The sequence below is a fragment of the Caulobacter segnis genome, from assembly GCF_003243465.1.
GTDB classification, from domain to species: domain Bacteria; phylum Pseudomonadota; class Alphaproteobacteria; order Caulobacterales; family Caulobacteraceae; genus Caulobacter; species Caulobacter segnis_A.
The window spans coordinates 160,205-186,723 of the sequence record NZ_QFQZ01000001.1; the positions used below are offsets into that span (position 1 = coordinate 160,205).

Sequence of the window (26,519 nt, forward strand, 5' to 3'; positions counted from 1 at the left end):
TACGCTCGGGCGCGCAAGGCGCGACCCGTGGCGCCGGGAAGGTCGGAAGAGAGTGGAGCCTCATTTCGCGTCCCCCGCCCCATGACCCGCCGTGGCGGCTGGATTGCCTTGCAGTTTCAGCGCCGCCGCCGTCAGCAGCACGGTCAGAACGATCAGCACCGTCGAGGCCGCGTTGACCTCGGGCGTCACCGAGAAGCGGACCATCGAATAGACCTTCACCGGGAAGGTCACCGTGTCGGGCCCGGCGGTGAAGAAGGTGATGACGAAGTCGTCCAGGCTCAGCGTGAAGGCCAGCAGCGCGCCGGCGACAAGCGAGGGCGCCATGTGCGGCAGGATCACGTCCTTGATGGTGCGGAACTCGCCCGCGCCCAGGTCCCGGGCCGCCTCCTCCATCTCGCGGTTGAAGCTGGCCATGCGGGCCCGAACGACCACCGCGACGAACGGGAACGAGAACGAGACGTGGGCGATGATGATCGCGCCCAGGTTCAGCGGCCAGGGCATTCCCTGCGGCCAGGGCATGACCTTGGCGAAGAACACCAGCATGGCCACGCCCATGCAGATCTCGGGCACCACGATCGGCAGGGCCAGCGCCCCGTCGAGGGCCGTCTTGCCCGGGAAGCGGAAACGCCACAGCACCAGCGCCGCGAGGGCCCCGATGACCAGGCTGACCACGGTCGAGACCGCCGCGATCGTAAGGCTGTTGGCGAAGGCCTCCAGCAGGGCGGAGTCGTTGAACAGCTTCTCATAGTATTTGAGCGTGAAGCCCTTCCAGACGATGTTGCGCCGGCTGTCGTTGAAGCTGAACACCATCAGGGCGATCAGCGGCGCGTAGAGGAAGATTCCGACGGCGGCCAGCCACAGGCGCATCGGCCAGCGGCGCAGGTACTCCAGCGGACCGGGGGGTGATTTCTTCGGCATTAGAGCGCCCCCTCCAATCCGATTTCCCCGGCGAATGCCGGGGCCCAGATCGAACCCATTGGCGTCGGACCAGCGGAATAGATCGAGAGGCGCGAACACCCCAATCGTTCAGACTGAATCTGGGTCCCGGCATTCGCCGGGAAGGTCGGGTTGAAGGCGCTCATCCCTTGGCCTCCGGCGTCTTCTTGGCCAGGACGGCCTGGATCGCGATGGCGATGAAGGTCAGGTACATCAGCAGGAACGACATCGCCGCGCCGAAGGGCCAGTCGTTGGCGCGCTTGAACTGGCGCTCGATGACGTTGGCGATCATCTGGCTGTCGGGCCCGCCCAAGAGGTCCGGCGTCAGATAGGCGCCCAGGGCCGGGATGAAGGTGATCAGCACGCCCGAGGCGATGCCCGGAATGGCCAGCGGGACCACGACCTTGAAGATCGTCCGCAGGTGCCCGGCGCCGAGGTCCAGGCTGGCCTCCAGCAGCGACTTGTCGAGGCGATCCAGCGCCGAATAGAGCGGCAGCACCATGAACGGCAGGTGGACGTAGACCAGGCCCAGGATCACCGCGAAATTGTTGTGCAGCAGGCCCAGCGGCTGGAAGTCGCCCAGCGGCTGAAGGCCGACCAGGGCGGCGAGCCCGCTGCCGCCGTTCCACAGCCATTCCAGCCCCTGGTTCACATAGCCCTCGGTGCGCAGCACGGCGATCAGGGCGTAGGTGCGGATCAGGAGGTTCGTCCAGAAGGGCAGCATGATCAGCAGCAAGAGCCACGCCTTGGCCTTGTCGGAGGCGAAGGTGATGGCCAGGGCCACCGGGAAGCCGGCGACCAGGCACAGCGCCGTGGTCAGGGCCGCGACCCAGGCCGACTTCAGGAAGATCTTCAGGTACAGCGGCTCGATCGCCCGGGCGTAGTTGTGGAACGTGCCGGTGATCTGAATCTCGGTCAGGCCCGCGTTGTGGCCGAAGCTGTAGGCCCAGACGATCGCCATGGGCGCGAGAAAGAACAGCACCAGCCACACCAGCGGCGGTCCCAGCGCCGCGGCGAAGACGGCTTTGGCCTGTTTCCAGCTCTGCTCCATCCCACTCCCCCTTTTCCAATCTGCTCCCCCTCAGGGGGAGCTGTCGCCCCCGGGTCGCGCGAAGCGCGCGCCCGAGGATAAACTCCGCGACTGAGGGGGCTGCTCCGCATAGGCCGAGCTGGCCCCCTCCGGCCCTCCGGGCCACCTCCCCCGGAGGGGGAGGAGAGATCAGCGCTAAGCCGCCCGCACCCGGGTGATGATTTCCTCGTACTGGCTGGCCTTCTCGGCCCCCTCGAAGGCGCCGTACTCGCACTTGGCCATGACGTCGGCGGGCGGGAAGATGACCTTGTTGTTCTTGTAGTCGTCCGGCATCAGCGCCTTGGCCGCTGCGTTGGGGGTCGGGTAGAGGATCGTCTTGCTGATCTCGGCCCCGGCCTGGGCGTCCAGCAGGTAGTTGATGAAGGCGTGGGCGTTGTTGGGCCGCGGCGCGCCCTTCGGGATGCACAGGGTGTCGGAGTTGATCAGCGACCCCTCCTTGGGCACCACGAAGTCGAGATCCGGATCGTCCTTCATCACCTGGGCGATGTCGCCGTTGTATTCGAGGACCAGATCCACCTCGCCCGAAGCCAGCAGGTCCTGGCCGTTATCGTCGTGGAAGGCCTTCACGAACGGCTTCTGCTTGATCAGCATCTGCTCGATCTTGGGCAGCATGTCCTCAGGGATGTTGTTGACCGAATGGCCCAGATATTTGGCCGACAGGCGCACCAGGTCGGCGCTTTCGGACAACAGGGCGATGCGGCCCTTGTACTTGTCGCTGTCGAACAGCCACTTCCAGCTGTCGGGCACGCCCTGGACCTTGCTCTTGCGATAGCCGATGCCCAGCAGCAGCCAGGTGTAGGGCATCGAGTACTTGCGGCCCGGGTCGAAGTCCGGGTTGAGGAACGACGGGTCGATGTTCTTGATGTTCGGGATCTTGGCGTGATCCAGCGGCTCGAGCATGCCGGCCTGGCTCATGCGGGTGACGAACTCGTTCGACGGCACCACCACGTCGAAGCCGGGATTACCGGCCTTCAGCTTGGCGAACAGCTCGTCGTTGGTCGCGAACAGGCTCATGTTCACGTCGACGCCGGTGGCCTTCTTGAAGTCGCCCAGCGTGGTCTCGCCGATATAGGTGTCCCAATTGTAGAAGTTCAGCTTGGGCTCTTCGCCGTTGGTCGGCGCCTTGGGCTTCTGGCCGCAGGCGGTGAAGGTCAGGCCGATCGCGGCGGCGCCGGTGGCCGTCAGGAGCGAGCGGCGGTTCAGGCCTCTCCGCGTGATGGTGCTCATGGTCCCTATCTCCCTCTAGGTCGTCCGACGACGGACATCACGTTCGCAGCACACTCCAAATCCCTCCCCCTTGGATGGGGGAGGGGTAGGGGTGGGGGTGACACCGCCGACAGGTAGCGCTCTAAGCGCGCTAACCACGGAACCGCTGTCACCCCCATCCCCGCCCTTCCCCCATCAAAGGGGGAAGGGAGAAATCCACTCACCACGCAGCCTCACGCGTTGCGCAGGTACCAATCGAAATCCAACTCCGTGACCACCTCGAAGAAACGCGCCTGTTCCGTGCGCTTGACCGACACGAACATGTCCACGAAACGATCGCCCAGGTAGTCGCGCAGCACGTCCGACTTCTCGAACAGGTCGACCGCCGCGAACCAATTGTTGGGCAGGCGGATGTTCTCCTTGGCCGCCGCCGCGTAGCCGTCGCCGACCACCGCCGGACCCGGATCGAGCTTGTTCGTGATGCCGTGGTGGGCGCTGGCCAGCAGCACGGCCAAAACGAGATACGGATTGCCGTCGGCGCCGGCCACGCGGTGCTCGACGTGGCGGGTCTTGGGCGGACCGGCAGGCACGCGCAAGGATACGGTGCGGTTGTTGACGCCCCAGGTCGGCGCCACGGGCGCGTAGCTGTTGGCCTTGAAGCGGCGATAGCTGTTGGCGTTCGGCGCCAGGATCGCCATGCCCTCGCCCAGCAGCGCCTTCATGCCGCCGATCGCGTGCTTGAGCAGGTCCGAGCCCTCGAGGTCCTCGCTGGCGCAGAGGTTGTTCCCGGCCGCGTCGTTGACGCTGAGATGGACGTGGAAGCCGTTGCCGGCCCGGTCGCTCCACGGCTTGGCCATGAAGGTCGCCTCGCAGCCGTGGCGCAGGGCGACGCCCTTGGCGGCGCGCTTGTAGAGCACCGCGTCATCGGCCGCGCGCAGGGCGTCGGGCTTGTGCATCAAAGTGAGCTCGACCTGGCCCGGGGCGAACTCCGAGATCGCGCCTTCCAGGGGCACGCCAATCGTATCCGCCGTGTCCCACAGCTCGCGCAGGAACGGGGCGTGGGCCTCCAGCTCAGGCAGGCCGTAGACCTGGATGCCGGTCGGCGCCTGGCCGGTCAGGGCCGACTTGGCGGGCAAGAGCTCGCCGCGCGGCCCCCGCTCCAGGTCGACCAGATAGTATTCCAGCTCGCAGGCCGCGACCGGCGTCAGGCCGTCGGCGGCGTAGCGGTCCAGCACCCTTTGCAGCACGTGGCGCGGGTCGAGGTCGTTCGGCTTCCCGTCCAGCTCGTATAACGACAGCATCACCTGCGCGACGTCGGGGCCAAGCCACGGCGCCAGCGTCAGGGTCCCCGGCACGGGCCGCGCGCGGCGGTCGGCGTCGCCGTCCTCCCAGACCAGACCCGTGTCCTCGCAGTCGGCGCCGGTGGTGTCGACCACCAGGATCGAACCCGGCAGGAAGCGGCCGTAAGTGTAGATTGCCTCCAGCTCATGCACCCGCAGCCGCTTGCCGCGCGGCACGCCGGTCATGCTGGTGAAAAACACCTCGACGAACCGCACCTGCGGATTGGCGGCCAGGAAGTCCCGGCATTCCTGGGGATCGGCGACCATCACCATGCCCCCTCTCCCATGGGGAGAGGGCGGGACCCGCGTCCGCAGGACGTGGGGGGGTGAGGGGATAGAGCGCTTCCGGAAAAGTCAGGGCGCGAGCCCGGCGCGAGGTGAAACCCCTCACCCTCCCAAGGCTGCGCCTTGGGCCCCGCCCTCTCCCTCTGGGAGAGGGTTTCCATTGGCGTCCCGCTCATCATTCCATCTCTCCGACTTGAGCCGCGAAGCCATCCACGGCCGCGACCAGCCGGTCGATCGCCGCGTCGTCGGTGACGGGCGAGACCAGCATCATGTTGTGGAAGGGCGCGATCAGCACCCCTCGGTTGATCAGCCACAAATGCAGCGCTTCCACCGCCTCGTGGTCCAGCACTTTTCGCATCTGGGCGGCGTTCCTGGGCGGGGGATCGGCGAAGACCAGCTCGACCCGCGCGCCGACATGAACGACGGACCAGGGCAGCTTGCGCGCCGCGATCACGCCCCTCAGCCCCGTCACCAGCCGCTCGGCGCCGGCCAGCATCCGGGTGTAGGCCGCGTCGGTCATCACCTCGGTCAGCATGGCCCGCATGGCGGCCATGGCCAGGGCGTTGCCCGACAGCGTCGTGCCGATGCCCGACTGGCCGGGGCCGATCCGCGCCTGGGCCTCGTCCATCCGCGCGGAAAGCTCGGTGGTCACGCCCCACACCGCCGCCGGCACGCCCCCCGCGATGGCCTTGCCCAGCACGAAGACGTCCGGCTCCAAGCCATGGGCGCGGGTGTAGCCGCCGGGGCCGGTCGAGATCGTGTGGGTCTCGTCGATGATCAGCAAGGTCCCGGCGTCGCGGGTCAGGCGGCGCAGGGCCTCGAGGAAACCAGGCTCGGGCAGGATCATGCCGCAGTTGGTCATCACCGGCTCGGCCAGGACGGCGGCGACCTGGTCGGAGGCCAAGGCGTCTTCCAGCGCGGCGAGGTCGTTGAACGGCGCGACCCAGGTCGTCGCGGTCAGGTCGTGGACCTGGCCCAGCAGGCCCGGCTTCATGACCGGCTGGCCGTCCTTCAGCACCACGAAGGCGTCGTCGACCATGCCGTGGTAGCAGCCGTCGAACACCAGGACTGCCGGCCGGCCGGTGACCGCCCGCGCCCAGCGGATCGCCGCGCGGTTGGCGTCGCTGGCCGTGGTCGCCGCCTGCCACAGCGGCAGGCCAAAGCGCTCGGCCAGCAGCTTGCCGACGATGGCGGCGGAAGGCGTCGGCAGCATGAAGCCCGCGCCGCGCTTGATCTGGTCGGCCACCGCCGCCGCCACCGACGGGTCGCCGTGCCCGAACATCGACGGCGTGTCGCCCAGGCAGAAGTCGTCATAGAGCTTGCCATCGACGTCGGTGATCTGCGCCCCGACGCCCTGGGCGGCGAAGATAGGGCTTGGGCTGGCCCAATCATTCATCCAGTGCATCGGCGCCCCGCCGCGCCAGTGGGCGGCCGTCGCCTTGGCCATGGCGGCGGAGCGCGGATGCTCGGCCGTGAAGCGGGCGCGTTCGGCGGCGAGGAGGGTTTCGAGCGATCTGGAGAGCTCGGCGATCATCTCGCCACCTCCACCGCCGTCATCCCGCGCTTCATGCGCGGGACCCATGGTTCAGCCCGCAAGTGAAGCGCCGCCGATATCTCCACGCCCTGCCCCATCCTCACGTGCGACGGACGAATGGGTCCCGCGCATGAAGCGCGGGATGACGGAGCTTTTGAAATGGCGGCGCTAGACACTCTCATCCGGCCACCCCGCCAAAGCACAGGTACTTGGTCTCCAGATACTCCTCGAGCCCCTCGGACGAGCCCTCGCGGCCCAGGCCGCTTTCCTTGACCCCGCCGAACGGCGCGACCTCGGTGGAGATCAGGCCTTCGTTGATCCCGACCATGCCGGCCTCGATCTTCTCGGCCACGCGCCAGCAGCGGGCCACGTCGCGGCTGTAGAAGTAGGACGCCAGGCCGAACGGCGTGGCGTTGGCCAGGTCGATGGCCTCCTGTTCCGTCTCGAACTTCACGACCGGGGCGACCGGACCGAAGATCTCCTCGTTGAAGAGGCGCATGGCGGACGTCGCGCCCGACAGCACGGTCGGCTGGTAGAAGAGGCCGCCCAGCGCGTGACGATCGCCGCCGACCACCGCCTTGGCGCCGCCGGCCACGGCCTCGCGGACCAGGGCCTCGACCTTGGTGATCGCCTTCTCGTTGATCAGCGGACCGATCTGGACGCCCTCGCCCGTGCCTGGCCCGACCTTCATCGCCGCGACCTTTTCCGCCAGGCGCGCGACGAAGGCGTCGTGGATGCCCGACTGCACGATCAGCCGGTTGGCGCAGACGCAGGTCTGGCCGGTGTTGCGGTACTTGGAGGCGATGGCGCCATCGACGGCGGCCTCAAGGTCGGCGTCGTCGAAGACGATGAAGGGCGCGTTGCCGCCCAGCTCCAGCGAGAGCTTCTTCATCGTGCCGGCGCACTGTTCGTACAGCACCTTGCCGATCGGGGTGGAGCCGGTGAACGACAGCTTCCGCACCCGACCGTCCTCGCACAGCGTCTTGCCGACGGCGCTGGAATTGGTGGTCGTCACGACGTTCAGCACGCCGGCCGGCACGCCCGCCTCGATCGCCAGGCGCGCGATGGCCAGGGCGCACAGCGGCGTCTCGGCCGCCGGCTTGACCACCACGGTGCAGCCCGAGGCCAGGGCCGGCCCGACCTTGCGGGTGATCATGGCGATCGGGAAGTTCCACGGCGCGATGGCGGCGCAGACGCCGACCGGTTGCTTGATCGAGGCCAGCCGCTTGCCGGGCATCGGCGTCGGGATCGTATGGCCGTAGGCGCGCTTGGCCTCGTCGGCGAACCAGTCGATGAACGCCGCCCCGTAACTGACCTCGCCCTTGGCCTCGGCCAACGGCTTGCCCTGCTCGGCGGTCATCAGCCGGGCCAGGTCGTCGGCGTGGGCGAGCATCAGGTCGCTCCACTTGCGCAGGATCGCCCCGCGCTCCTTGGCGGTCCGCGCGGCCCAGGCCGGGAAGGCGCGGTGGGCGGCGTCGATGGCCAGCGTCGTCTCGTCCGCCCCCAGATCGGCGACCTGGGCGATCACCGTCCCGTCGGCCGGATTGAGCACGTCGAAGGTCTTGTCGCCCTGGACCCAGAGGCCGTCGATGAAGGCCTCGGTTTCAACGAGATTCAGAGTCATGGAGGTCACCTCAGCGTCACGGACACCGACTTCAGGTCGGCGTACTTGTGCAACGCGTGAAGGCTGCGGTCGCGGCCAAAGCCCGACTGCTTGAAGCCTCCGAACGGCATGGTGATGTCGCAGGCGTCCCAGCCGTTGACCCAGACGAGCCCCGCCTTCAGTCGCCGCGCCCCGCGCAAGGCGCGGTTGACGTCGGCGGTCCAGAGGCCGGCGGCCAGGCCGTAGACGGTGTCGTTGGCCAGGGCGATCGCCTCGTCCTCGGTGGTGAAGCTCATCACCCCCAGCACGGGACCGAACACCTCCTCCCGCGCCAAGGCGTGGCTGGGCTGCAGGCGGTCGAAGATGGTCGGCTCGACATAGAAGCCGCCGGTCTCCTTCAGCACCTGGCCGCCGCCCAGCACCCGCCGCGCGCCCTGGGTGCCGGCGATGGCGATGTAGCCCAGCGCGGTGTTCATCTGCCGCTCGCTGACCATGGCGCCGAACTGGGTGGAGGGGTCCAGCGGATCGCCGACCTTCATGCTCCTGGCGACCTCGGCCACGCGCTCGACGAAGGCTTCCTTGATCGAGGCCTCGACCAGCAGGCGCGAGGCGGCGGTGCAGACCTCGCCCTGGTTATAGAACACGCCCCAGGCCGCGGCCTGGGCGGCGGCTTCCAGGTCGGGGCAATCGGCGAAGACGATCTGGGGCGACTTGCCGCCCAGCTCGAGCGAGATGCGCTTCAGGTTCGAGCGAGCCGAATACTCCATCAGCTTGCGGCCGATCGGGCCCGAGCCGGTGAAGGCGATCATGTCGACCTCCATCGACAGGGCCAGCGCCTCGCCGGTGACTGCGCCATAACCCGGGACGACGTTGAGCACGCCCGTCGGCAGCCCGGCTTCGAGGGCCAAAGCGCCCAGCTTCAGGGCGGTCAGCGGCGACTCCTCGGCGGGCTTCAGCACCACCGAATTGCCCATGGCCAGGGCCGGGGCGACCTTCCACATCGCCATGTGCAGCGGGAAGTTCCACGGCACGATCGCCCCAATCACGCCCAGCGGCTCGTGGACGGCGTAGCTCAGGCGATCCACGGGGGAAGCCCCGACCTCGCCATAGATCTTGTCCAGCGCCTCGGCGTACCAGCGGCAGGTGTTGATCGCGAGGGGCACGTCGACGTTGCGGGCGTCGCTGATCGGCTTGCCGACGTCGAGACTCTCCAAGAGGGCCAGTTCGTCGGCGTCGCGCTCCATCAGCTCGGCCAGGCGAAACAGCACCGCCTTCTTGGCGCGCGGGCCCTGGTCGCGCCAGCGGCCGTCCTCGAAGGCCGTGCGGGCGGCGAACACCGCCAGGGCCACGTCCTCCTTCTGGCACGCGGCGACCTGGTTCAGCAGCTTGCCGTCGCGCGGGGAGATATTGTCGAAGGTCTCGCCGGACAACGCGTCGACGTGAGCGCCGTCGATCACCGCCTGGCTCGGAAGAGCAAGACGCGCCAGGCGCTCGGTGATGTCGGCGGGCAGGGTCATTGATCCCTCTTATTGTGATCACAGTTCGCGCCGGCTTGGCCGCTGTCAAGCCGACCGCTCACGCCAGAGCCTCCACGGCGGCGCGCATCTTATCCATGCCTTCGGAAAGGTCAGCGGCGATGGCGCGGCGGGCGCCGTCGGCGTCCCTGGCCTTCAGGGCGGCGATCGCCTCGGCGTGGCGGTCGGCGACCAGGCCGTCGGCCCCGACCCGCCCGAACACCACCCGCATGAACGGCCCAACCTGCAGCCACAGGCCGCCGGCCATGGCCTCCAGCACCTCGGCCCCGGCGCGCTCGTAGATCGCGAAGTGGAAGGCGTGGTTGGCGGTCATGTAGCGATCGACGTCGCCCAGCCGCAGGGCCTCGTCGACATCGGCGTCGATGGCCTGAAGCTGGCGCGCGAGGCTGGCGTCGGCGTTCAGGGCCGCCCGCGCCGCCAGTTCCGGCTCTACCCACAGGCGGGCCAGGGAGAGTTGCTCCAGCCGGTCGGCGGTCAGCGAGGGCACCGACAGGCGCTTGTTGGCGGGATTGATCGCCAGGGCCCGCTCGGCCGCCAGCCGCCGCACCGCGTCGCGCACCGGCATCGGCGAGACGCCCAGCTCTGCGGCCAGGCTGCGCAGGGACACGCCCTTGCCCGGCGCGATGCGGCCGGTGATCAGCGCCTGCCGGATCGCCTCGTACACCTGGTCATGCACGGCCTGGGAGTCGGCGAGGGGTTTGCGGGCTTTGATCATCTCACCTCCCCTCTCCCGACCTTCCCGGCGAACGCCGGGATCCAGATCCAAAAGCGCTTGGGCTGACGGGATGAGCGCGGCGCCTTCCGGAACCCACCCCGGCGCCCGCCATCTGGGCCCCGGCGTTCGCCGGGGAGGTCGGATGGAAGGAAACCCTTTCGAAGAAGATCAAATTGCGATCACAATGCAAGGCCCACTCTTTGCTGGCGCGCGTCCGGGCGGCGAACCGCACACACTTCGCCTGACGCGCTTGGAGGAAAGCCCGCCATGCCCGACTTCGGCGCCAACAACCTCGACGCCTTCTGGATGCCGTTCACGCCGAACCGGCGCTTCAAGGCCCATCCGCGGATGCTCTCCTCGGCCAGCGGCATGTGGTACCGCACGCCCGAGGGCCGCGAGGTGTTGGACGCGACCTCGGGCCTCTGGTGCGTCAACGCCGGCCACGACCGCCCGAAAATCCGCGAGGCGATCCAGAAGCAGGCGGCCGAGATGGACTACGCCCCCTGCTTCAACATGGGCCACCCCCTGGCCTTCCAGTTCGCCTCGCGCCTGGCGCAGATCACGCCCAAGGGCCTGGACCGCATCTTCTTCACCAACAGCGGCTCGGAGTCGGTCGACACGGCGCTGAAGATCGCCCTGGCCTACCACCGCGCCCGGGGCAAGGGGACCAAGACCCGTCTGATCGGGCGGGAACGCGGCTATCACGGCGTCGGCTTTGGCGGCATCTCGGTGGGCGGCATCCCGAAGAACCGCATGTACTTCGGCAGCCTGCTCACCGGCGTCGACCACCTGCCCCACACCCACGGCCTGCCCGGCAACGCCTTCGCCAAGGGCCAGCCCGAGCACGGCGCCCACTTGGCCGACGACCTGGAAAAGATCGTCGCCCTGCACGACGCCTCCAACATCGCCGCGGTGATCGTCGAGCCAGTGGCCGGATCAACCGGCGTACTGATCCCGCCGAAGGGCTATCTGGAGCGCCTTCGGGCGATCTGCGACAAGCACGATATTCTCCTCATCTTCGACGAGGTGATCACCGGTTTCGGCCGCGTCTCGGCGCCCTTCGCCGCCGACCGCTTCGGCGTCACGCCCGACCTGATCTGCATGGCCAAGGGCCTGACCAACGCCGCCGTGCCGTGCGGCGCGGTCGCCGCCTCAAGCCAGATCTATGACGCCATGATGGAGGGCGCGGACGCTCCCATCGAGCTTTTCCACGGCTACACCTACTCGGCCCACCCGTTGGCCTGCGCGGCGGGCGTGGCCACCCTGGAGACCTATCAGGAAGACGACCTCTTCGCCCGCGCCGCCGGGATCGAGGGCTACTGGCAGGACGCCGTCCACAGTCTCGTCGACGCCCGACACGTGATCGACGTGCGCAACCTCGGCCTCGTCGCGGGCATCGAGCTCTCCCCTCGCCCCGGCGCCCCGACCGCCCGGGCGATGGAGGTCTTCGAGACCTGCTTCGACGAGGGCCTGCTGATCCGCGTCACCGGCGACATCATCGCCCTCTCCCCGCCCCTGATCCTGGAGAAGGCGCACATCGACCGGATGGTCGAGACGATCCGGACGGTGCTGGGACGGGTGGATTAAGATGCAGCTCCGTTTCAGTCCACCCGCTGCGCTATGCACAATCCTGTTGGCGCTGGCGTCTCCGAGCGCGGCGCAAGACGACTATCGGCCTCTACAAGGTCAATTTCGCATCGGCTCGAAGACCGTCCTGGACGCGCCGCCCGGAGAAAAGCGGGATCGCGTGTATCTCCATCTGACCGACAAGACAGCGCGCGAAATCTATGACGCCACGCCGGGTCAGGGCCGGCCCGACGCTTGCGCCCCGGATCTGCGCAGCAAGCAAGCGGGAGACCTGCGCTGCGTACTGGACCGCTCAGGCCAAGCGCAATGCGCGGTGGCCATCAAATTGAGCGACGGAAAGACTGCGCTGGGATCTGTCTGCTAAGCAGCCCTATCCCGTCCCCGGTTCTGGAGCGCTAAATCGACCGCACGGTCGAGACGATCCGGGCGGTGCTGCGCGGGTGGACCGATACGAAACCCCTCTCTCTAAGAGAGAGGGGTTCTAGAAGCTCTCTAAACCCGCCCTCAACCCTTCGCCGTCATCCTGTCCGATCGCAGCGGAGATCGGATGTGAGCCAAGGGTGCAGCGGCTGTCGTGACGGCCAGGACTTCGAGACGCCGTTTTCCATGGCGTTCCAGCCGATCGTCGACGTCTCGACGGGCCAGGTGTTCGCCCACGAGGCCCTGGTGCGCGGGGCCGGCGGCGAGGGGGCGGGCTCGGTGCTGTCGACCGTGTCCGACCACAACCGCTATGTCTTCGACCAGCAGTGCCGCGTGAAGGCGATCGAGCTGGCGACGGGCCTGGGCCTGGCTGAGAGCGGCGCGCGCCTGTCGATCAACTTCATGCCCAACGCCGTCTACGAGCCGCGCGCCTGCATCCGCCTGACCCTGGCGACGGCGATGCGGACGGGCTTTCCGCTGGACCGGCTGATCTTCGAGTTCACGGAAAACGAGGCGCTGGACACCCAGCACGTGCTGGACATCCTGCGCACCTATCGCGCCATGGGCTTCAAGACGGCGATCGACGACTTCGGGGCCGGCTTCGCGGGCTTGAACCTGCTGGCCAAGTACCAGCCCGACATCGTCAAGCTGGACATGGAGCTGATCCGCGACATCGATCGCGACCGCGCCAAGCGGACCATCGTCTCGCATCTCTTGGCCATGCTGAAGGACTTCGACATCACCGCCGTCTGCGAAGGCGTCGAGACCGTCGAGGAGCTCGGCGTCCTGCGCGACCTGGGCGTTGATCTGGTTCAGGGCTATGTGCTGGCTCGCCCGGTGTTCGAGGGGCTCGCCGTTCCGGCCCCTATCCTCTCGGCCGATACGCCATCGCCACGTCGCAGCGCTCATAGCGGGCGCCGAAAGTCCGCATGATCTCGGCGTCGTGGACGAAGCCCAGCTTCTCGTAGAGGTGGATGGCCGCGGCGCACTTTCGATTGGTCAGCAGATAGACCTTGTCCATGCCCAGGCTGGCGGCGCGCTCCAGCGTCTTTGCCAGCAGGAACTCGCCGACCTTCAGGCCCCGGGCGCTTTTCAGGACGCCCATCTTGGTCAGCTCGACCCAGCCGCCCTTTGAGACCATCAGGGCGCAGGTCCCGACCACGCCGAGTTCGGGGGTCTCCGCGAACAGCACCACCCCGCCCTTGTCGAGGATCAATTCGCGCGGCCGCGACAGCAGGGCCACGTCGTTTTCCTCGAGGGTGAACATGTCCTCGATCCATTCGGCGTTGATCCGATGGAAGGCCTCGGCCAGGTCGTCGGAGAAGTCGCGGGCCCACATGGTCGGAGCTACTTGCCCAACCGGAAGTCGGCAATCGCCCGAGACTCAAGGCTCAATTGCTCGATGCGGACGACATTGCCCTCGCCACTCGGCGACTGGGCGCTCACCCCCACCGCCAGCTTGGCCGGGTAGTCGTTCTTGAACAGGCGGACCAGCTGCCAGGTCTCGCCGTCCGCAGAGTAGTAGAAGCCGATCGTTCTGGTGTCGGACGAGACCTTCAGGTGCACGCTCGGTCCGGTCACCACGTCGTGGTTGTTGTCGTCCGAGGTCTTGTCGGTGCGCACCGTGACGATGCGGGTCTTGCCGCGCTCGTCGCGCTCCATGGCGAACTTCAGCCAGAGATCGTCGCGGACCCAGACATAGACGGCGCCAGCGTCGTAGGTCGCCGCGAAGCTGGGAGTCAGCTTGCCGACGAAGGTGAACGGCGCGCGGTTGTCGACGTCCAGCAGCAGGATGGGCGCGTTGTTGACCGACGTCTTGCCGTCGGGGTCGCGGAAGGCGTCGCTCTTGGCCGGGCTGGTCAGCGTCAGGACCTCGCCCTGGCGCGAGACCCGTTCCTCGGCCTTGTTCAGCGCGCGGGTGAAGACCACGCCGGGCCCCTCGATCCGCCGCGCCGCCTCGCCCAGGTCCTGGGCCCTGGCCGCGCCGGCCAAGGCCGTCATCGCCGCCACGAAGATCATCAAGCCGGCCCTCATCGATCGCCTCCCCGCGTCGAAACCGAGCCCCCAGCCTAAGACGCAACCCGCAGCGGCGGCCACAAAAACTTCAGCCCGCCGCGCCGTCACATCCGGAAGGGCGGGATCACGACGCAGCGCGCCTCGTCCTTGATGACCGTCACCGCCGCCGAGCGCGCGCCCAGGTCGAAGAACCATTCGCGCCCGCCCTGCCCCACGGCCAGATAGTTCGGGGCGTTGAACTTGCAGACCTGGTAGCGGACCTTCTTACCGCCGATCCGGTCGACCAGATGGGTGCAGGTCATCGCCCCGCCGGCGCGCCGGTACAGCGTCTCGTCATAGGGCGTGACCTGCGGATAGTGGCCCAGGCTTCGGAAGACCTTCGGGTCGAGCGCCGCGCAGGGCGGCCCATCGACGCGCCAGAACGCATCGCGCCGCGCCAGCTCGACGCGATCGCGGCGCGCGATGATCGCGGCCCCCGACCCCAGCAGCGCCACGGCGACGACAGCCATCGCCGCCCAACGCCAAGGGATTCGCAGGAGGCTTTCGAGCGCTTGTCCGCCGCCATGAGCCCGACCGGTCGCCATCGAAAAACTCACGCCTGTAATTTGGGTCTACAGGCGTAAATCATGGAGGCCCGCTTGTCACCCCCCCCGCACGGAGTTCGCGACACTTGACGCCGATGCGTTACATCTGTAGCGTACTCACGACACATGGAGATCGCTTCGCGATGACCGAACCCTCCGACCTGGAACTCGAGGTCCTGAAGGCTTTCTGGAGCGGCGGCGCGATGAGCGCGCGCGAGGCGCAGGCGCTGATCGCGCCGGCGCTGGGCTGGAGCGCCTCGACCACCCGCACCGTTCTGGAGCGGATGGTCGCCAAGGGCCTGCTGATCCGCCGCTCGGTTCATGGCCTAGCGGTCTATGAAGCTCATAAGGCCAAGGTCGATGTGATCGGCGGCGTGCTGAACCGCCTGCGGGGCCTGCTCGAGATCGACGGCCGCCTGCCCGCCTCGGCCTTCGCCGGCAGCCAGATCCTGTCCGAGGACGAGATCGAGACGCTGGAGGCTCTGCTGAACAAGACCGAGCCGGAGGACAAGGCGTGAGCCCGCTGCTGGCCTCCACCGCCCTGGGCTTGGTCGCCGCTTGGCCCGTCGGAGCCATGGGCCTGGGCCTAGGCCGGCTGGTCGAGCGAATGACGGGCGATCCGCGCCCGCGCGCCGCCGCCTGGAGCCTGGCCCATGGCCTGCCCGCCGCGGCCCTCGCCGTCACCGTGGCCCTGACCATGACGCCGACGCCCGTTCCTGGCGCCGCGGCGCGCGGAAGCGAGGTCGCCCAACGCCTGACGGCGGCCCTCGCGCTTCCGACAGGCGGTGCGCCGGCCGCGCCGGCCTTGCTCCCGTCGCCGGCGCTGACGGAGGGCGCGGCCTGGAGCCTGCTGGCCCTGTCCAGCGCGGGCCTCATCACGCGCGTGGCGGTTGGCCTGCGCGGCCGGCGGCGACTCGCGGCGATCAGAGCCAACGCCTCGCGGACCACGGATCCCGCGCTGACTCAGGCCGTCGCGGTCCATGCCGCCCGGCTGGGCGTCTCGCCACCGCCTGTGCTGGTCAGCGATCGGATCGGCGAGCCCCTGCTAATTGGAACCCGCCGCCCGGCGATCCTGCTGCCCAAGGCCTTGGCGGACGCCAGGGAGACCGCCGGCCTCGCCCTGGTCTGCGCCCACGAGCTGGTTCACCTGCGCCGGGGCGACAACTGGCGACTGCCGGTCGAGGACGCGCTGACCGGGCTCTTTTGGCTGGCCCCACCGGTCGCCGCCCTGCGTCGCCGGACGGCCGCCGCGCGCGAGGCGGTCTGCGACCTGGCCGCCCTCGACGGCGCGCCGCCCCGCGCCCGCCACGACTACGCCCGCCTGCTCGTCGACGCCCTGCGCGCCAACGCTCACCCCGCCGCTCAATCGGCATTCACCGGCCGCCAAAGGAGTCTCGTCGAAATGCGCCTGTCCGCCATCCTGCAGCCGCGCCAAGCGGCCTCTCCCGCCCGCCTCGCCCTGGCCCTGGCCCTCGGCGGTGCCCTGACCGCCGCCACCGGCGCGGGGTCGCTGGCCCTGGCGCGCGAAGCGAAAGCCGCCAAGCCGGCCCAGGCCGCGCCGACGGCGAAGCTAGGCGACATAGAATTCATGGCCGACAGGATGGAAACTCACGCCGACGGGAAACGGCGAGTCCTGTCGGGCGGCGTCACGTTGCGCGGAGATCTCAATCGCGACGCGGTCAACATGACCGTCAACGGCGCACCAGCCCCGGCTGACTTCGATGTGACGCATCTTCCCGATGGAGCGATCGACCGCCTGGAAGTGATCACACCCAAGGCCACAAGAGACGGCAAATACGTCTTCAACGTCACCCTGGCGGCCGCGAAACCGTAGAGCTCTTAGGGCTCGCCCGCCACATGACACCGGTGGACAACGGCGGCGGCGCCTCGCATCCTCCCGATCTGACCGATGACGGCGAGCGTTTCGTCAAGGCCTCTGGGGGGAAGAGATCATGCGCCACCGCAACCTCCGCCACGCGCTCGCCGCGCTCGCCCTGACCCTGGCGGCCGGCCACGCCGCCGCCCAGACCCTGGCCTTCCCCGGCGCGGAGGGCGCGGGGCGGCTTTCGCTGGGCGGGCGCGGCGGGGCGGTGATCCGGGTGACGAACCTGAACGACTCCGGCCCTGGCTCCCTGCGGGCGGCGATCGAGGCCAAGGGGCCGCGCACGGTGGTGTTCGACGTCGCCGGCACGATCCAGCTGAAGAGCGAATTGAAGATCCGCGAAGGCCGGATCACCGTCGCCGGCCAGACCGCGCCCGGCGGCGGGATCACCCTGCGCGACCAGACCCTGGTCATCGCGGCCGACGACGTGGTGATCCGCTTCATCCGCTCGCGCCTGGGCTCGGAGAGCAAGGTCGAGGGCGACGCGATCTGGATCAACGGCGGCCGGCGGATCATCCTGGATCACGTCTCGGCCAGCTGGTCGGTGGACGAGACCCTGTCGGCCTCGGCCCGCTACGATCGGGAAGGTCAGGGCTTCTACGACCTGACCGTCCAGTGGTCGATCATCGCCGAGAGCCTGGCCCACTCGATCCACGTCAAGGGCGACCACGGCTATGGCAGCCTGATCCGCGGCGGGAACGGCAGCAAGATCAGCTTCCACCACAATCTGTGGGCCAACCACATGGCCCGCGCGCCCCGCCCGGGCAACTACGAGGGGCCCGACAAGGATCCGATCGGGGCGCTGTTCGATTTCCGGTCCAACGTCTTCTACAACTGGGGCCACGACCGGGCGGGCTACAACGCCGACAAGGCCACGCTCTCGGCCTACAACTTCGTCGACAACGCCTATGTCCCAGGTCCGAACTCAGAGAAGCGCTTCGCCTTCAAGGAGAGCGACACCCTGGCCAAGGCCTATTTCGCCGGCAACAGCATGGACGGGTTGGTTCCGGCCGATCCCTGGAGCCTGGTGGCCTTCACCATCCCCGAGCCCGCCGGCTACCGCCTCTCCGCGCCGGCGGACGTAGCGCCAGTGACGCCGGAGCCCGCCGACAAGGCCTATGAGCGCGTTCTGGCCGACGCCGGAGCCTCGGTCTGGCGCGATCCGGTCGATCGACGGATCATCGAGGGCGTCCGCACGCGGACCGGCAAGGTGATCAACACCCAGGCCGACGTCGGCGGCTGGCCCGACCTGCCCGCCGGAGAGCCGGCCAAGGACACCGACGGCGACGGCATGCCGGACGCCTGGGAGGCGGTGCATAGGCTGGACCCACGAAAGCCGGACGGCGCGGCGCTCGCCAAGGACGGCTCGGGCTGGACGAACCTGGAGCTTTACCTCGCCGACGCGGCGAGGGTGCGGGGGTGAGCGCCTAAAGCGAAAGGGCGGCAGCTTGCGCCACCGCCCTTCGACAGGCCTCCTCTCGGAGGCAAGGACTTGCGTCCAGCGGCCTCTAGGACCGTGATAGGAACCTAGGCCCGCCAGCGTCAGAAATCAAGTTTGAGGCGCTGATGGACCAAACGGCATAGCGAGCGACACCTCCATGATCCGGTGCAAGGCGCGACGAACCCGCTTGCCGATCTCGTGCATGTCGCGATCGCTAAGGACCGGAAAGCGCGGGTTGCCATAAGCGTCGGTCAACGGCCGAAGGCGCTCCGACGCAACCGTATAGATGTGGTGGCAGACCACCCAGGACGGGAGGTTCGGCTTCTTAGGATTTGGATTGCGCGCCAAGGCGTGGGCGTAGACGTCGCCGGTATGGTCGACCGTGGTCATCGGCAGGACAAGGTGGGGGCGATCCAGCTTTTGTCCCGACCGGATTATGACGGCGGGGTGCACGTCATCGAATTCGGGGAGCACGTTCGAAATCGAGAAGTCGCACCAATAAACCTGCCCAAAGCGCGGAACGCTCTTGAGGAGCAACGGAGGCTTGGGAGGCTTGTAATGCATTTCCAGGTCGTGGCCACTTGACCATCTAACCTTAGATTGTGTTTCGATTTCCTACAATTGGCGTCAGGCGTGCTGCTTTGCTCCCCCGCCCGGTTTCCGCTAGAAGCCGCGCCATGTCGCACAACACCTTCGGTCACCTGTTCCGCGTCACCACCTGGGGCGAGAGCCACGGCCCCGCGCTGGGCTGCGTGGTCGACGGGTGCCCGCCCGGGATCGAGCTGACCGCCGAGGTGATCCAAGCGTTCCTCGATAAGCGCCGCCCCGGCAGCGGCAAGTTCGTCACCCAGCGCCAGGAGCCGGACGCCGTGCGCATCCTGTCGGGCGTGTTCGAGGACGAGCGCAGCAACGGCCAGCGCACGACCGGCACGCCGATCAGCCTGATGATCGAGAACACCGACCAGCGCAGCAAGGACTATGGCGAGATCGCCCAGGCCTTCCGCCCAGGGCACGCCGACTACGCCTATTTCGCCAAGTACGGGATCCGCGACTATCGCGGCGGCGGCCGCAGCTCGGCGCGCGAGACCGCCGCGCGGGTGGCGGCCGGCGCGATCGCCCGCCTGGTGATCCCCGGCGTCAGCGTCCGCGCGGCCCTGACCCAGATCGGCCCGCACGCGATTAACCGCGACAACTGGGACTGGAACCAGGTCGAACAGAACCCCTACTGGTCCCCCGACGTGGCGATCGTGCCGGTCTGGGAAGAGCACCTCGAAAAGATCCGCAAGGCCGGCTCGTCGACCGGCGCGATCGTCGAGGTGGAGGCGACCGGCGTCCCGGCCGGCTGGGGCGCGCCGCTGTACGGCAAGCTGGACGCCGAACTGGCCGCCGCCCTGATGTCGATCAACGCCGCCAAGGGCGTCGAGATCGGCGAGGGCTTCGCCAGCGCGGCCCTGACCGGCGAGGACAACGCCGACGCCATGCGCCGGGGCGCGGACGGCCAACCGATGTTCCTGTCCAACCACGCCGGCGGCGTCCTGGGCGGCATCTCGACGGGCCAGCCGGTCGTGGCCCGCGTGGCCTTCAAACCGACATCTTCGATTCTTATCCCCCGTCAGACGCTGAACGAAGCGGGCGAAGAAATAGACCTGCGGACCAAGGGGCGCCACGACCCGTGCGTCGGCATCCGCGGCGTGCCGGTGGTCGAGGCCATGACCGCCTGCGTGTTGGCCGACGCCTTCCTGCGGCATCGCGCTCAAACCGGAGGTTGAAACTCGCGCATAGCGTGCGGCCAAACTGCGACCTAGGAGAGCACCCCCGCGCGAAATGCTGATTTTCCTTGTATTATCAGGGAAACTTGATTGACCGGCGTTATTACAACCAAGTAATACTCGCTCATTGGGGGAGTAGGTCGTGCGGCTCGAGACACTGAAAGTCCTGCTGGTCGATGATAACCAGCACATGCGCATCCTGCTGATCGAGATCCTCCGCGCCGTCGGCATCCGGCACGTGTTCGAGGCCACCGACGGGGTCGAGGCGCTGGCCGTCATGCGCCAGACCAGCATCGACGTGGTGATCACCGACCTTTCGATGGGCCCGCTGGACGGCCTGCACTTCGTGCAGTTGCTTCGTCGCGCGCCCGAAAGCCCCAATCCCTACACGCCGGTGATCATGATCACCGGCCATTCGACCGAGCGCCGGGTCAACGAGGCCCGCGACGTCGGCGTCAACGAGTTCCTGGCCAAGCCGGTGACCGCGCGCGCGGTGATCGACCGCCTGATGCGACTGATCGAGAACCCGCGTCCGTTCGTGCGCGGCGGCGCCTATTTCGGGCCCGACCGCCGCCGCCGCGACAGCCCGCGCCATCCCGGCCCTTGGCGGCGTGGCGATGAAGAGCGCACGACCTATGTCGACGCGCCCGGCGGCCCGAAGCACCGCCCCCCGGCCTAGGGTGCTGGCGGACCGGGACGCGCGGCCATTCGACACGCCGACTTTGATCCAGGACCCGGTACAAGGGAGCACCCCGTTCTCGTGAGCTTACCCATGTCCCGTGTCCGCCCCTTCCTCGCCGCCGCCCTGATCGCCGTCGCCCTCAGCCAGGCCGGATGCGTCGCCGCGGCCGTCGGGACCGTCGCGGGGACCGCGATCGGCGTCACGGGCGCCGTGGTCGGCGGCGCGGCCAAGGTCACCGGCAAGGCGGTCGGGGCCACGGGGCGCGCCATCTTGCCCGGCGACAGCCGCAAAGACAGGGACGCCCGCTAGGCTGGCCGGGCTGCGGCGTCAGCCCTGGCCCATCAGGCTGTCTTCGGGCGCGTCTGGCAGGCGTGCGCTGAGGCGACAGACCAGGCCGTCGGCGGCGTAGTCCATGACCGCCTCGCCCTTGAGCTCACCCTTGAGGCTGCGTTCGATCAGGCGCGAGCCGAAGCCCTTGCGGCTGGGCGCCGCGACCGGCGGGCCGCCCGTCTCCCGCCAGGTGATCTCGAGCGTCCGCGTGGCGGGATCGTGGGACCAGCTGAGCTCCACGCGCCCCTCGACGTTCGAGAGGGCGCCGTATTTCAGCGCATTGGTGGCCAGTTCGTGGAAGGTGAGCGCCATGGTCAGCGCCCCGCCGGGCTGCATCCACACCGGCGGGCCTTCGATGCTGACGCGCGCGCCGGCCTCGTCGAACGGCCGCAGAGCCCGCTCGGCCACCTCGCGCAGCTCGGCCCCGTGCCAGCTTTCGCGGGTCAGAATGTCGTGGACGCGCGACAAGCCAAGAAGGCGCGCCTCGAACTTCTCGAAGGCGACCAGCGGATCGGGCTCGTTGCGCAGGGTCTGGGCCGCCATGGACTGGACGGTGGCCAGGGTGTTCTTCACCCGATGGTTCAGCTCGTTGATCAGCAGGCGCAGCTGAGCCTGGTAGCGCCCCTGGGCGTCCTCGGCCTGCTTGCGGGCGCTGATGTCGGAGAGGATCGCCAGGATGTAGGCCGGCTGGCCGTCGACCCGCACCATGGACGCCGTCAGGTGCACCCAAAGGTCGCCGCCAGGGACCAGCACCCGACGCTCGGCCGAGCAGGTCTCGGCCTCGCCGGACAGCAGCTTGGCCGCGCTTTCGAGCGTGGCCTCCACGGAGTCGGGATGCATCAGCCGTTGCAGCGTCCCACCGATCAGGACCTCGCGGTCCTGGCGCAGAAGCGCGCAGAACGCGTCATTGGCCTCGAGCACCGCGCCGTTGGGCGTCAGGCGCGCCACGCCCATAGCCGCCTGGTCGAAGACGGCCCGGTAGCGCGCCTCGGCGGCTTCCAGCTTCAAGCGGGCCTCGATATTGGCGGTGACCACCTCGGTATAGAGAACCAGGCCGCCGATCTCGCCGCCGTCGGTCCGCCACGGCGCCATCGACCAGCGAATCCACTCGGTGCGGCCGTCGCGGTCCACATAGGGGTCGCCCTCGTGCCGCAGCTCGACCCCTTCGGCCAGGACGCGGGCGTGAAGCGCGCGCCACTTCTGCGGAACCTCCGGGAAGGCCTCGTAGTGCTGGCGGCCGATCAGCGGCATGTCGGCGGGCAGGCGCTGGTCGGTCAGGTACTGCCGCGAGGCCGCCAGATAGCGCATTTGATTGTCGAAGATGGCGATGCCCAGCGGCGCATGCTTCAGCGCTGTGGTCACGCTCGGAGACGCGACAAGAGGCGGAGCGTCGTCGATCTTCCCGGTCATGGTCTCGGCGTCGTCGCTTCCTTCGGGTGAGCCGTCCGGCGAGGCTTAGCAGGAAGCCGCGCGCCGATCACCCCGTCACGCTCGCCAGGCCGTGGCGCGGACAAGCGTCCGGCCCAGATACGCCAGGCCCAGATACGACAAAGACCTCGGGTGAGCAGGCCGAGGTCTCCGAGAAGCTGGGAACTAGGGGTTTCGCCGTCAGGCGACTTCGGGGCGCTGGGCTTCGTCGGCCATGGCGCGAACCAAGTCGAGCACCTGGCGGCGGACGCGACCGCGACCGATGCGCGGGAACACCTCGGCCAGTTCCAGGCCTTCCGGCGTGGTCAGGAACTCCTGCACCACCTTTTCGGCGTGCTGGGTGGTGGCGTCGACCTCGGCGCCGCTCATCGGGTCGGCGAGGCCTTCGAAGAAGAACGAGACCGGGACCTGCAGGGTCTTGGCGATATCGTACAGCTTGCTGGCGCTGACGCGATTGGCGCCGCGCTCATACTTCTGGACCTGCTGGAAGGTCAGCCCCAGGGAGTCCGCGAGCTGTTCCTGGCTCACGCCCATCAGCTTGCGGCGCATCCGCACCCGGCCGCCGACGTGCAGGTCGACGGGGTTGGGGCGCCGCCCTTCGGTATCTTCGCTCATCTTTGAATCCGCCTCCAACGGTTGTTCCATGAAAATGACACGACCGTGACGTCGGTGGAAGCGAGCGTAGCCTGGGCGCGGCGTTAGGTCGCGATGGCGAAGCTTGTTGCGAGACACCCGCAAAACGCCCGTGGGACGGGCTTTTCGACGGCATTGGCCGCCGAACTTTACCGTCGAGCCCGGGGCTGTTAACCGTGGGGCGTGGAGGGTCACGATAAGCCAACGGATGCCGCATGAGCGACACCGCGCCCCCTGTCCTGCCCTCGCCTCCCCGCCAGAAAGGTCTGCTCGGAACCGTCGAGAGACTGGGCAATCTGCTTCCCGAACCGGTGATGATCTTCGTCTGGCTGATCCTGGGCCTGATGGTCCTGTCGGCCGTCGGCCAGGCCCTGGGCTGGTCGGCCTCGATCACCTATGGCGGCGACGAGGCCCCGCCGTTCGGCGAGCTTGAGAACGGCGTCCTGACCTATGCGGCCAGCAGCCTTTTCTCCGAGGCGAACATCGCCCGCCTGTTCACCGAAATGCCCAAGACCCTGACCAGCTTCGCGCCGCTGGGCCTGGTGCTGGTGGTGATCCTGGGCGCGGCCGTCGCCGAACGCTCGGGCCTGTTCAGCGCCCTGATCCGCGCCAGCCTGCGCGAGGCGCCCCGGCGCATCCTGACACCGCTGGTGGTCATCATCGGCATGGTCTCGCACCACGCCTCGGACGCCGCCTATGTGGTCTTCATCCCCCTGGCCGGGCTGCTGTACGCCGCCGTCGGCCGGCATCCGCTCGCGGGCGTCGCCGCCGCCTTCGCCGCGGTGTCGGGCGGTTTCGCCGGCAACCTCACGCCGGGCCAGTTCGACGTGGTGCTGTTCGGCTTCACCCAGGAAGCGGCGCGGATCATCGATCCGTCCTGGACGATGAATCCGCTGGGCAACTGGTGGTTCATCCTGGCGATCGTGTTCGTCTTCACGCCGATCGCCTGGTTCCTGACCGACCGCGTGGTCGAGCCGCGCCTGGGGCCCTGGGGCGGTCAGGCCGACGAGGCGCTGAAGGCCGAACTGGCCAAGTCCGCCGTCACGCCCGAGGAAAAGCGCGGCCTGAAGTTCGCGGGCCTCGCCGCCCTGGCCGTCGTCGTCCTGTTCGCCGCGCTCAGCCTGACGCCTGGCTACACCCCGCTGATCGACGAGACCAAGAGCGGCCCCGCCCAACTGACGCCCTTCTACGGCGCGCTGATCGCCGGGTTCATGCTGCTGTTCCTGGCCAGCGGGATCGCCTTTGGCGTCGGGACCGGCTCGGTGAGGTCCGAGCGCGACGTGGTGGCCATGATGGGCGAGGGCGTGCGCTCGGTGGCGCCGTACGTCGTCTTCGCCTTCTTCGCCGCCCATTTCGTGGCGATGTTCAACTGGTCGCGCCTGGGGCCGATCGCGGCGATCCACGGGGCGGAGACCCTGAAGGCGCTGGACCTGCCCGCGCCGCTGCTGCTGGTCAGCGTGCTGGGGTTCTCGTCGGTGCTGGATCTGTTCATCGGCTCGGCCTCGGCCAAGTGGAGCGCGCTGGCGCCGGTGGTGGTGCCGATGTTCATGCTGCTGGGCATTTCGCCGGAGATGACCACGGCCGCCTACCGCATGGGCGACAGCTTCACCAACCTGATGACGCCGCTGATGAGCTACTTCCCGCTGGTGCTGGCCATGACGCGGCGCTGGGACCCCGGCATGGGCGTGGGGTCGCTGCTGGCGCTGATGCTGCCCTACGCCCTGGCGTTCATGAGCGCGGGCGTGCTGATGACCCTGGCGTGGGTGGCGTTCGACTGGCCGCTCGGGCCGGCGGCCCAGGTCCACTATGTCCCGCCTGGCGGGCTGCTGGACTAGGGAGATTTACGGCCGCTACGCGGCCGCGGCGCCGCCGTCTTCCTCGTCGCCAAGCAGGGCGTTGAGCACCACGGCCAGGCGCTCGGGCTTGATCGGCTTTTCGACGACGTCCTGCATGCCGGCGGCCAGGTAGGTCTGGACGTCCAGCGGATCGGCGTTGGCGGTCAGGGCGACGACGGGGGTCCGGCCGAGCCGGCCGCCCATCTCGCGAATGGCGCGGGTGGCGGCGACGCCGTCCATGCGCGGCATCTTGATGTCCATCAGGATGAGGTCGAAGCGGCCGCCACGCGCCATCTCGACGGCCTCGACGCCGTCGACCGCCTGCTCGGAGGTGCAGTCGAACATGTCGCACAGGGCCTCGGCGACCATGCGGTTGGTGGCGTTGTCGTCGACGATCAGGATGTGAGCGGCGGGCGCGGCCGCGGCCGTCTCGCCGGTGGGGGACTGAACCGCCGCCGCCGCGTGGGCGACCAGCGAGAAGCCGACCGTCACGCCGGCGCCGCGATTGGCCTCGGCGTGCAAGGGCGCGCCCATGGCCCGCATGATGCGACGCGCCAGGGCCAGGCCGACGCTGAGCGCGATCTCTGAGCGATCCTGCAGCTCGGCCTGGCTCATCGAGCCCGTCAGGCGCGCCATGCGATCCTCGGCGTCGCAGCCGGCCGTGTTGTCGCGCACCTGGCCGTCCAGGCGCACGAGGTCGTCCTCGGGCCGGGCGGCGAGGCGCACCTCGATCATGCCGCGGCCGGCGGCCAGGGCGTTTTCGATCAGGACGTCGAAGACCTGCAGCAGGCGTTCGCCGTCGATCTCGACCCCGCTCTCGGGATCGCCGTCATAAGAGACCAGCAGCGTCGAGCCGCCGTCTTGGGCGCGCGCGGCCCAGCGGGCCTCCACGGCGTCCGCCAGATCGCGCAGCCGGGTGGCCTGGGGCTTCAAGACCAGATGACCCTGGGTCGAGCGGTGCAGGTCGATCGCGCGCCCGACCGTCTCGCTCATGTCGCGGCTGGTGTCGCTGATCGCGCGCACGAAAGCCGCCGCGTCCGGCGTCAGGCGCTGCTGCTCCAGGCGCGCGGTGATCGCCAGCACGCCGTCCAGGTGGTCGCCGATGTCCAACGCCATCCGCTCGATCAGGGCCCGGGCGTCGCGCGCCTCGCTCAGCCGGCGCTGGTGGACGGTGAGCAGCGAGGTCAGGCCGCCGATCCCGACATAGCGGCCGGTCGCGTCGACCGCGACGAAGGCGGTGCGGAAAACGGGTTGGCCGCTGTCGCGCAGGAGATTGATGAAGGCGTTGGCGTCGGTGTCAGCCGAGACGATGCGCGGCGAGGCGTCCATGACGCCGGTCACCGGCTTGTCGGCGAGGGTCTCGCCGGCCACGCGCATCATGCCTTGGAACACGTCCCGATAGACCGCGCCCACCGGGCGCTCATGCTCGACCACGGCGATGGCGGCGGCCGTCGGATCGGCGTCGAACATCGCCGCGACCTGACCGCACGGCGCGTCGGGCGCGACGCACGCGCGCTTGTCGATCAGACGTGAAAGCGTTTCCATACGGGGAACTTCGCCAGGACTCCAGGCCGGGAACATGCCCTCCATCGCCTTGCAGAGTCGTTAAGTCCGCGCTCCGGCGGGCCGCGCAGACGCCTTAAGGGGTGCCCCGAACCGCCGAAAAAA

General features: G+C 68.6%; 24 protein-coding genes and 1 pseudogene. 10 read left to right on the top strand and 15 right to left on the bottom strand.

Going from position 1 to position 26,519, the window contains the following annotated elements; genetic code table 11:
* Window positions 1-60: 60 nt before the first annotated feature.
* The 8 genes from DI526_RS00745 to DI526_RS00780 form a co-directional block, all read right to left on the bottom strand.
* Entirely contained in the window at window positions 61-936 is an 876-nt protein-coding gene (locus DI526_RS00745) for an ABC transporter permease (RefSeq protein ID WP_304272921.1), read from the bottom strand.
* Between the two features lie 142 nt (window positions 937-1,078).
* Complete coding sequence (locus DI526_RS00750; protein WP_304272838.1) at window positions 1,079-1,987, bottom strand: ABC transporter permease; 909 nt, start codon at window positions 1,985-1,987, stop codon at window positions 1,079-1,081.
* Between the two features lie 174 nt (window positions 1,988-2,161).
* The gene (locus tag DI526_RS00755) at window positions 2,162-3,253 is read right to left on the bottom strand and encodes a PotD/PotF family extracellular solute-binding protein (RefSeq protein ID WP_304272839.1); all 1,092 of its coding nucleotides are present in this window, start codon (window positions 3,251-3,253) and stop codon (window positions 2,162-2,164) included.
* Between the two features lie 212 nt (window positions 3,254-3,465).
* Window positions 3,466-4,845 carry a glutamine synthetase family protein gene (locus DI526_RS00760; RefSeq protein ID WP_304272844.1) on the bottom strand — a complete coding sequence of 460 codons (1,380 nt, stop codon included), beginning with the start codon at window positions 4,843-4,845 and terminating at the stop codon, window positions 3,466-3,468.
* 187 nt (window positions 4,846-5,032) lie between these two features.
* Entirely contained in the window at window positions 5,033-6,439 is a 1,407-nt protein-coding gene (locus DI526_RS00765) for an aspartate aminotransferase family protein (protein ID WP_304272847.1), read from the bottom strand.
* A gap of 130 nt (window positions 6,440-6,569) precedes the next feature.
* A complete protein-coding gene (locus tag DI526_RS00770) occupies window positions 6,570-8,024 on the bottom strand; it encodes an NAD-dependent succinate-semialdehyde dehydrogenase (protein ID WP_304272850.1) in 1,455 nt (484 codons plus the stop codon).
* A complete protein-coding gene (locus tag DI526_RS00775; protein ID WP_304272852.1) occupies window positions 8,021-9,511 on the bottom strand; it encodes an aldehyde dehydrogenase in 1,491 nt (496 codons plus the stop codon). The genes DI526_RS00770 and DI526_RS00775 overlap by 4 nt, the downstream gene beginning before the upstream one ends.
* A gap of 58 nt (window positions 9,512-9,569) precedes the next feature.
* A complete protein-coding gene (locus DI526_RS00780; protein ID WP_304272922.1) occupies window positions 9,570-10,241 on the bottom strand; it encodes a GntR family transcriptional regulator in 672 nt (223 codons plus the stop codon).
* Between the two features lie 270 nt (window positions 10,242-10,511).
* Here DI526_RS00780 and DI526_RS00785 point away from each other — a divergent pair, with 270 nt between their 5' ends.
* From DI526_RS00785 to DI526_RS00795, 3 genes are all read left to right on the top strand, one after another.
* Complete coding sequence (locus DI526_RS00785; protein ID WP_304272855.1) at window positions 10,512-11,831, top strand: aspartate aminotransferase family protein; 1,320 nt, start codon at window positions 10,512-10,514, stop codon at window positions 11,829-11,831.
* Window position 11,832: 1 nt separating this feature from the next.
* Complete coding sequence (locus DI526_RS00790) at window positions 11,833-12,195, top strand: hypothetical protein (protein ID WP_304272857.1); 363 nt, start codon at window positions 11,833-11,835, stop codon at window positions 12,193-12,195.
* A 242-nt stretch (window positions 12,196-12,437) separates the two neighbouring features.
* Complete coding sequence (locus DI526_RS00795; protein WP_304272926.1) at window positions 12,438-13,184, top strand: EAL domain-containing protein; 747 nt, start codon at window positions 12,438-12,440, stop codon at window positions 13,182-13,184.
* On the opposite strand, the pseudogene DI526_RS00800 reads toward DI526_RS00795, so the two are convergent.
* The 3 genes and pseudogenes from DI526_RS00800 to DI526_RS00810 all read right to left on the bottom strand — a co-directional run.
* Window positions 13,117-13,590: pseudogene (locus tag DI526_RS00800) on the bottom strand (GNAT family N-acetyltransferase); the annotation flags it as partial. The gene DI526_RS00795 and the pseudogene DI526_RS00800 overlap by 68 nt on opposite strands.
* A gap of 8 nt (window positions 13,591-13,598) precedes the next feature.
* Window positions 13,599-14,285, bottom strand: coding sequence for a DUF1349 domain-containing protein (locus DI526_RS00805; RefSeq protein ID WP_304272859.1), 687 nt, complete (start codon window positions 14,283-14,285; stop codon window positions 13,599-13,601).
* Window positions 14,286-14,371: 86 nt separating this feature from the next.
* Window positions 14,372-14,776 carry a hypothetical protein gene (locus DI526_RS00810; protein ID WP_304272862.1) on the bottom strand — a complete coding sequence of 135 codons (405 nt, stop codon included), beginning with the start codon at window positions 14,774-14,776 and terminating at the stop codon, window positions 14,372-14,374.
* A 218-nt stretch (window positions 14,777-14,994) separates the two neighbouring features.
* Between DI526_RS00810 and DI526_RS00815 the strand changes: the two genes are divergently transcribed.
* The 3 genes from DI526_RS00815 to DI526_RS00825 all read left to right on the top strand — a co-directional run bounded on the left by DI526_RS00815 (window position 14,995) and on the right by DI526_RS00825 (window position 18,156).
* On the top strand, window positions 14,995-15,369 hold the full coding sequence (locus tag DI526_RS00815) for a BlaI/MecI/CopY family transcriptional regulator (protein WP_304272864.1): 375 nt from the start codon (window positions 14,995-14,997) through the stop codon (window positions 15,367-15,369).
* A complete protein-coding gene (locus DI526_RS00820; protein ID WP_304272867.1) occupies window positions 15,366-16,685 on the top strand; it encodes a M56 family metallopeptidase in 1,320 nt (439 codons plus the stop codon). The genes DI526_RS00815 and DI526_RS00820 overlap by 4 nt, the downstream gene beginning before the upstream one ends.
* Window positions 16,686-16,803: 118 nt before the next feature.
* Window positions 16,804-18,156 (top strand): polysaccharide lyase family 1 protein, encoded by a 1,353-nt coding sequence (locus DI526_RS00825; protein WP_304272870.1) that lies wholly within the window; start codon window positions 16,804-16,806, stop codon window positions 18,154-18,156.
* A 126-nt stretch (window positions 18,157-18,282) separates the two neighbouring features.
* On the opposite strand, the gene DI526_RS00830 is transcribed toward DI526_RS00825, so the two are convergent.
* On the bottom strand, window positions 18,283-18,738 hold the full coding sequence (locus tag DI526_RS00830) for a type II toxin-antitoxin system PemK/MazF family toxin (protein ID WP_304272872.1): 456 nt from the start codon (window positions 18,736-18,738) through the stop codon (window positions 18,283-18,285).
* 113 nt (window positions 18,739-18,851) lie between these two features.
* On the opposite strand from DI526_RS00830, the gene aroC reads away from it, so the two are divergent.
* From aroC to DI526_RS00845, 3 genes are all read left to right on the top strand, one after another.
* The gene (aroC, locus tag DI526_RS00835) at window positions 18,852-19,943 is read left to right on the top strand and encodes a chorismate synthase (RefSeq protein ID WP_304272875.1); all 1,092 of its coding nucleotides are present in this window, start codon (window positions 18,852-18,854) and stop codon (window positions 19,941-19,943) included.
* Window positions 19,944-20,085: 142 nt separating this feature from the next.
* Window positions 20,086-20,622 carry a response regulator gene (locus DI526_RS00840; RefSeq protein WP_304272878.1) on the top strand — a complete coding sequence of 179 codons (537 nt, stop codon included), beginning with the start codon at window positions 20,086-20,088 and terminating at the stop codon, window positions 20,620-20,622.
* Window positions 20,623-20,715: 93 nt separating this feature from the next.
* Complete coding sequence (locus DI526_RS00845; RefSeq protein WP_304272880.1) at window positions 20,716-20,934, top strand: hypothetical protein; 219 nt, start codon at window positions 20,716-20,718, stop codon at window positions 20,932-20,934.
* 18 nt (window positions 20,935-20,952) lie between these two features.
* On the opposite strand, the gene DI526_RS00850 is transcribed toward DI526_RS00845, so the two are convergent.
* Both DI526_RS00850 and DI526_RS00855 read right to left on the bottom strand, forming a co-directional pair.
* Window positions 20,953-22,317 carry a sensor histidine kinase gene (locus DI526_RS00850; protein ID WP_304272882.1) on the bottom strand — a complete coding sequence of 455 codons (1,365 nt, stop codon included), beginning with the start codon at window positions 22,315-22,317 and terminating at the stop codon, window positions 20,953-20,955.
* Between the two features lie 246 nt (window positions 22,318-22,563).
* A complete protein-coding gene (locus DI526_RS00855) occupies window positions 22,564-22,998 on the bottom strand; it encodes a helix-turn-helix domain-containing protein (RefSeq protein WP_304272884.1) in 435 nt (144 codons plus the stop codon).
* A 233-nt stretch (window positions 22,999-23,231) separates the two neighbouring features.
* Between DI526_RS00855 and DI526_RS00860 the strand changes: the two genes are divergently transcribed.
* A complete protein-coding gene (locus DI526_RS00860; RefSeq protein ID WP_304272887.1) occupies window positions 23,232-24,851 on the top strand; it encodes an AbgT family transporter in 1,620 nt (539 codons plus the stop codon).
* Between the two features lie 15 nt (window positions 24,852-24,866).
* Here DI526_RS00860 and DI526_RS00865 read toward each other — a convergent pair whose 3' ends face one another.
* Entirely contained in the window at window positions 24,867-26,396 is a 1,530-nt protein-coding gene (locus tag DI526_RS00865; protein ID WP_304272890.1) for a response regulator, read from the bottom strand.
* Between the last annotated feature and the right edge of the window lie 123 nt (window positions 26,397-26,519).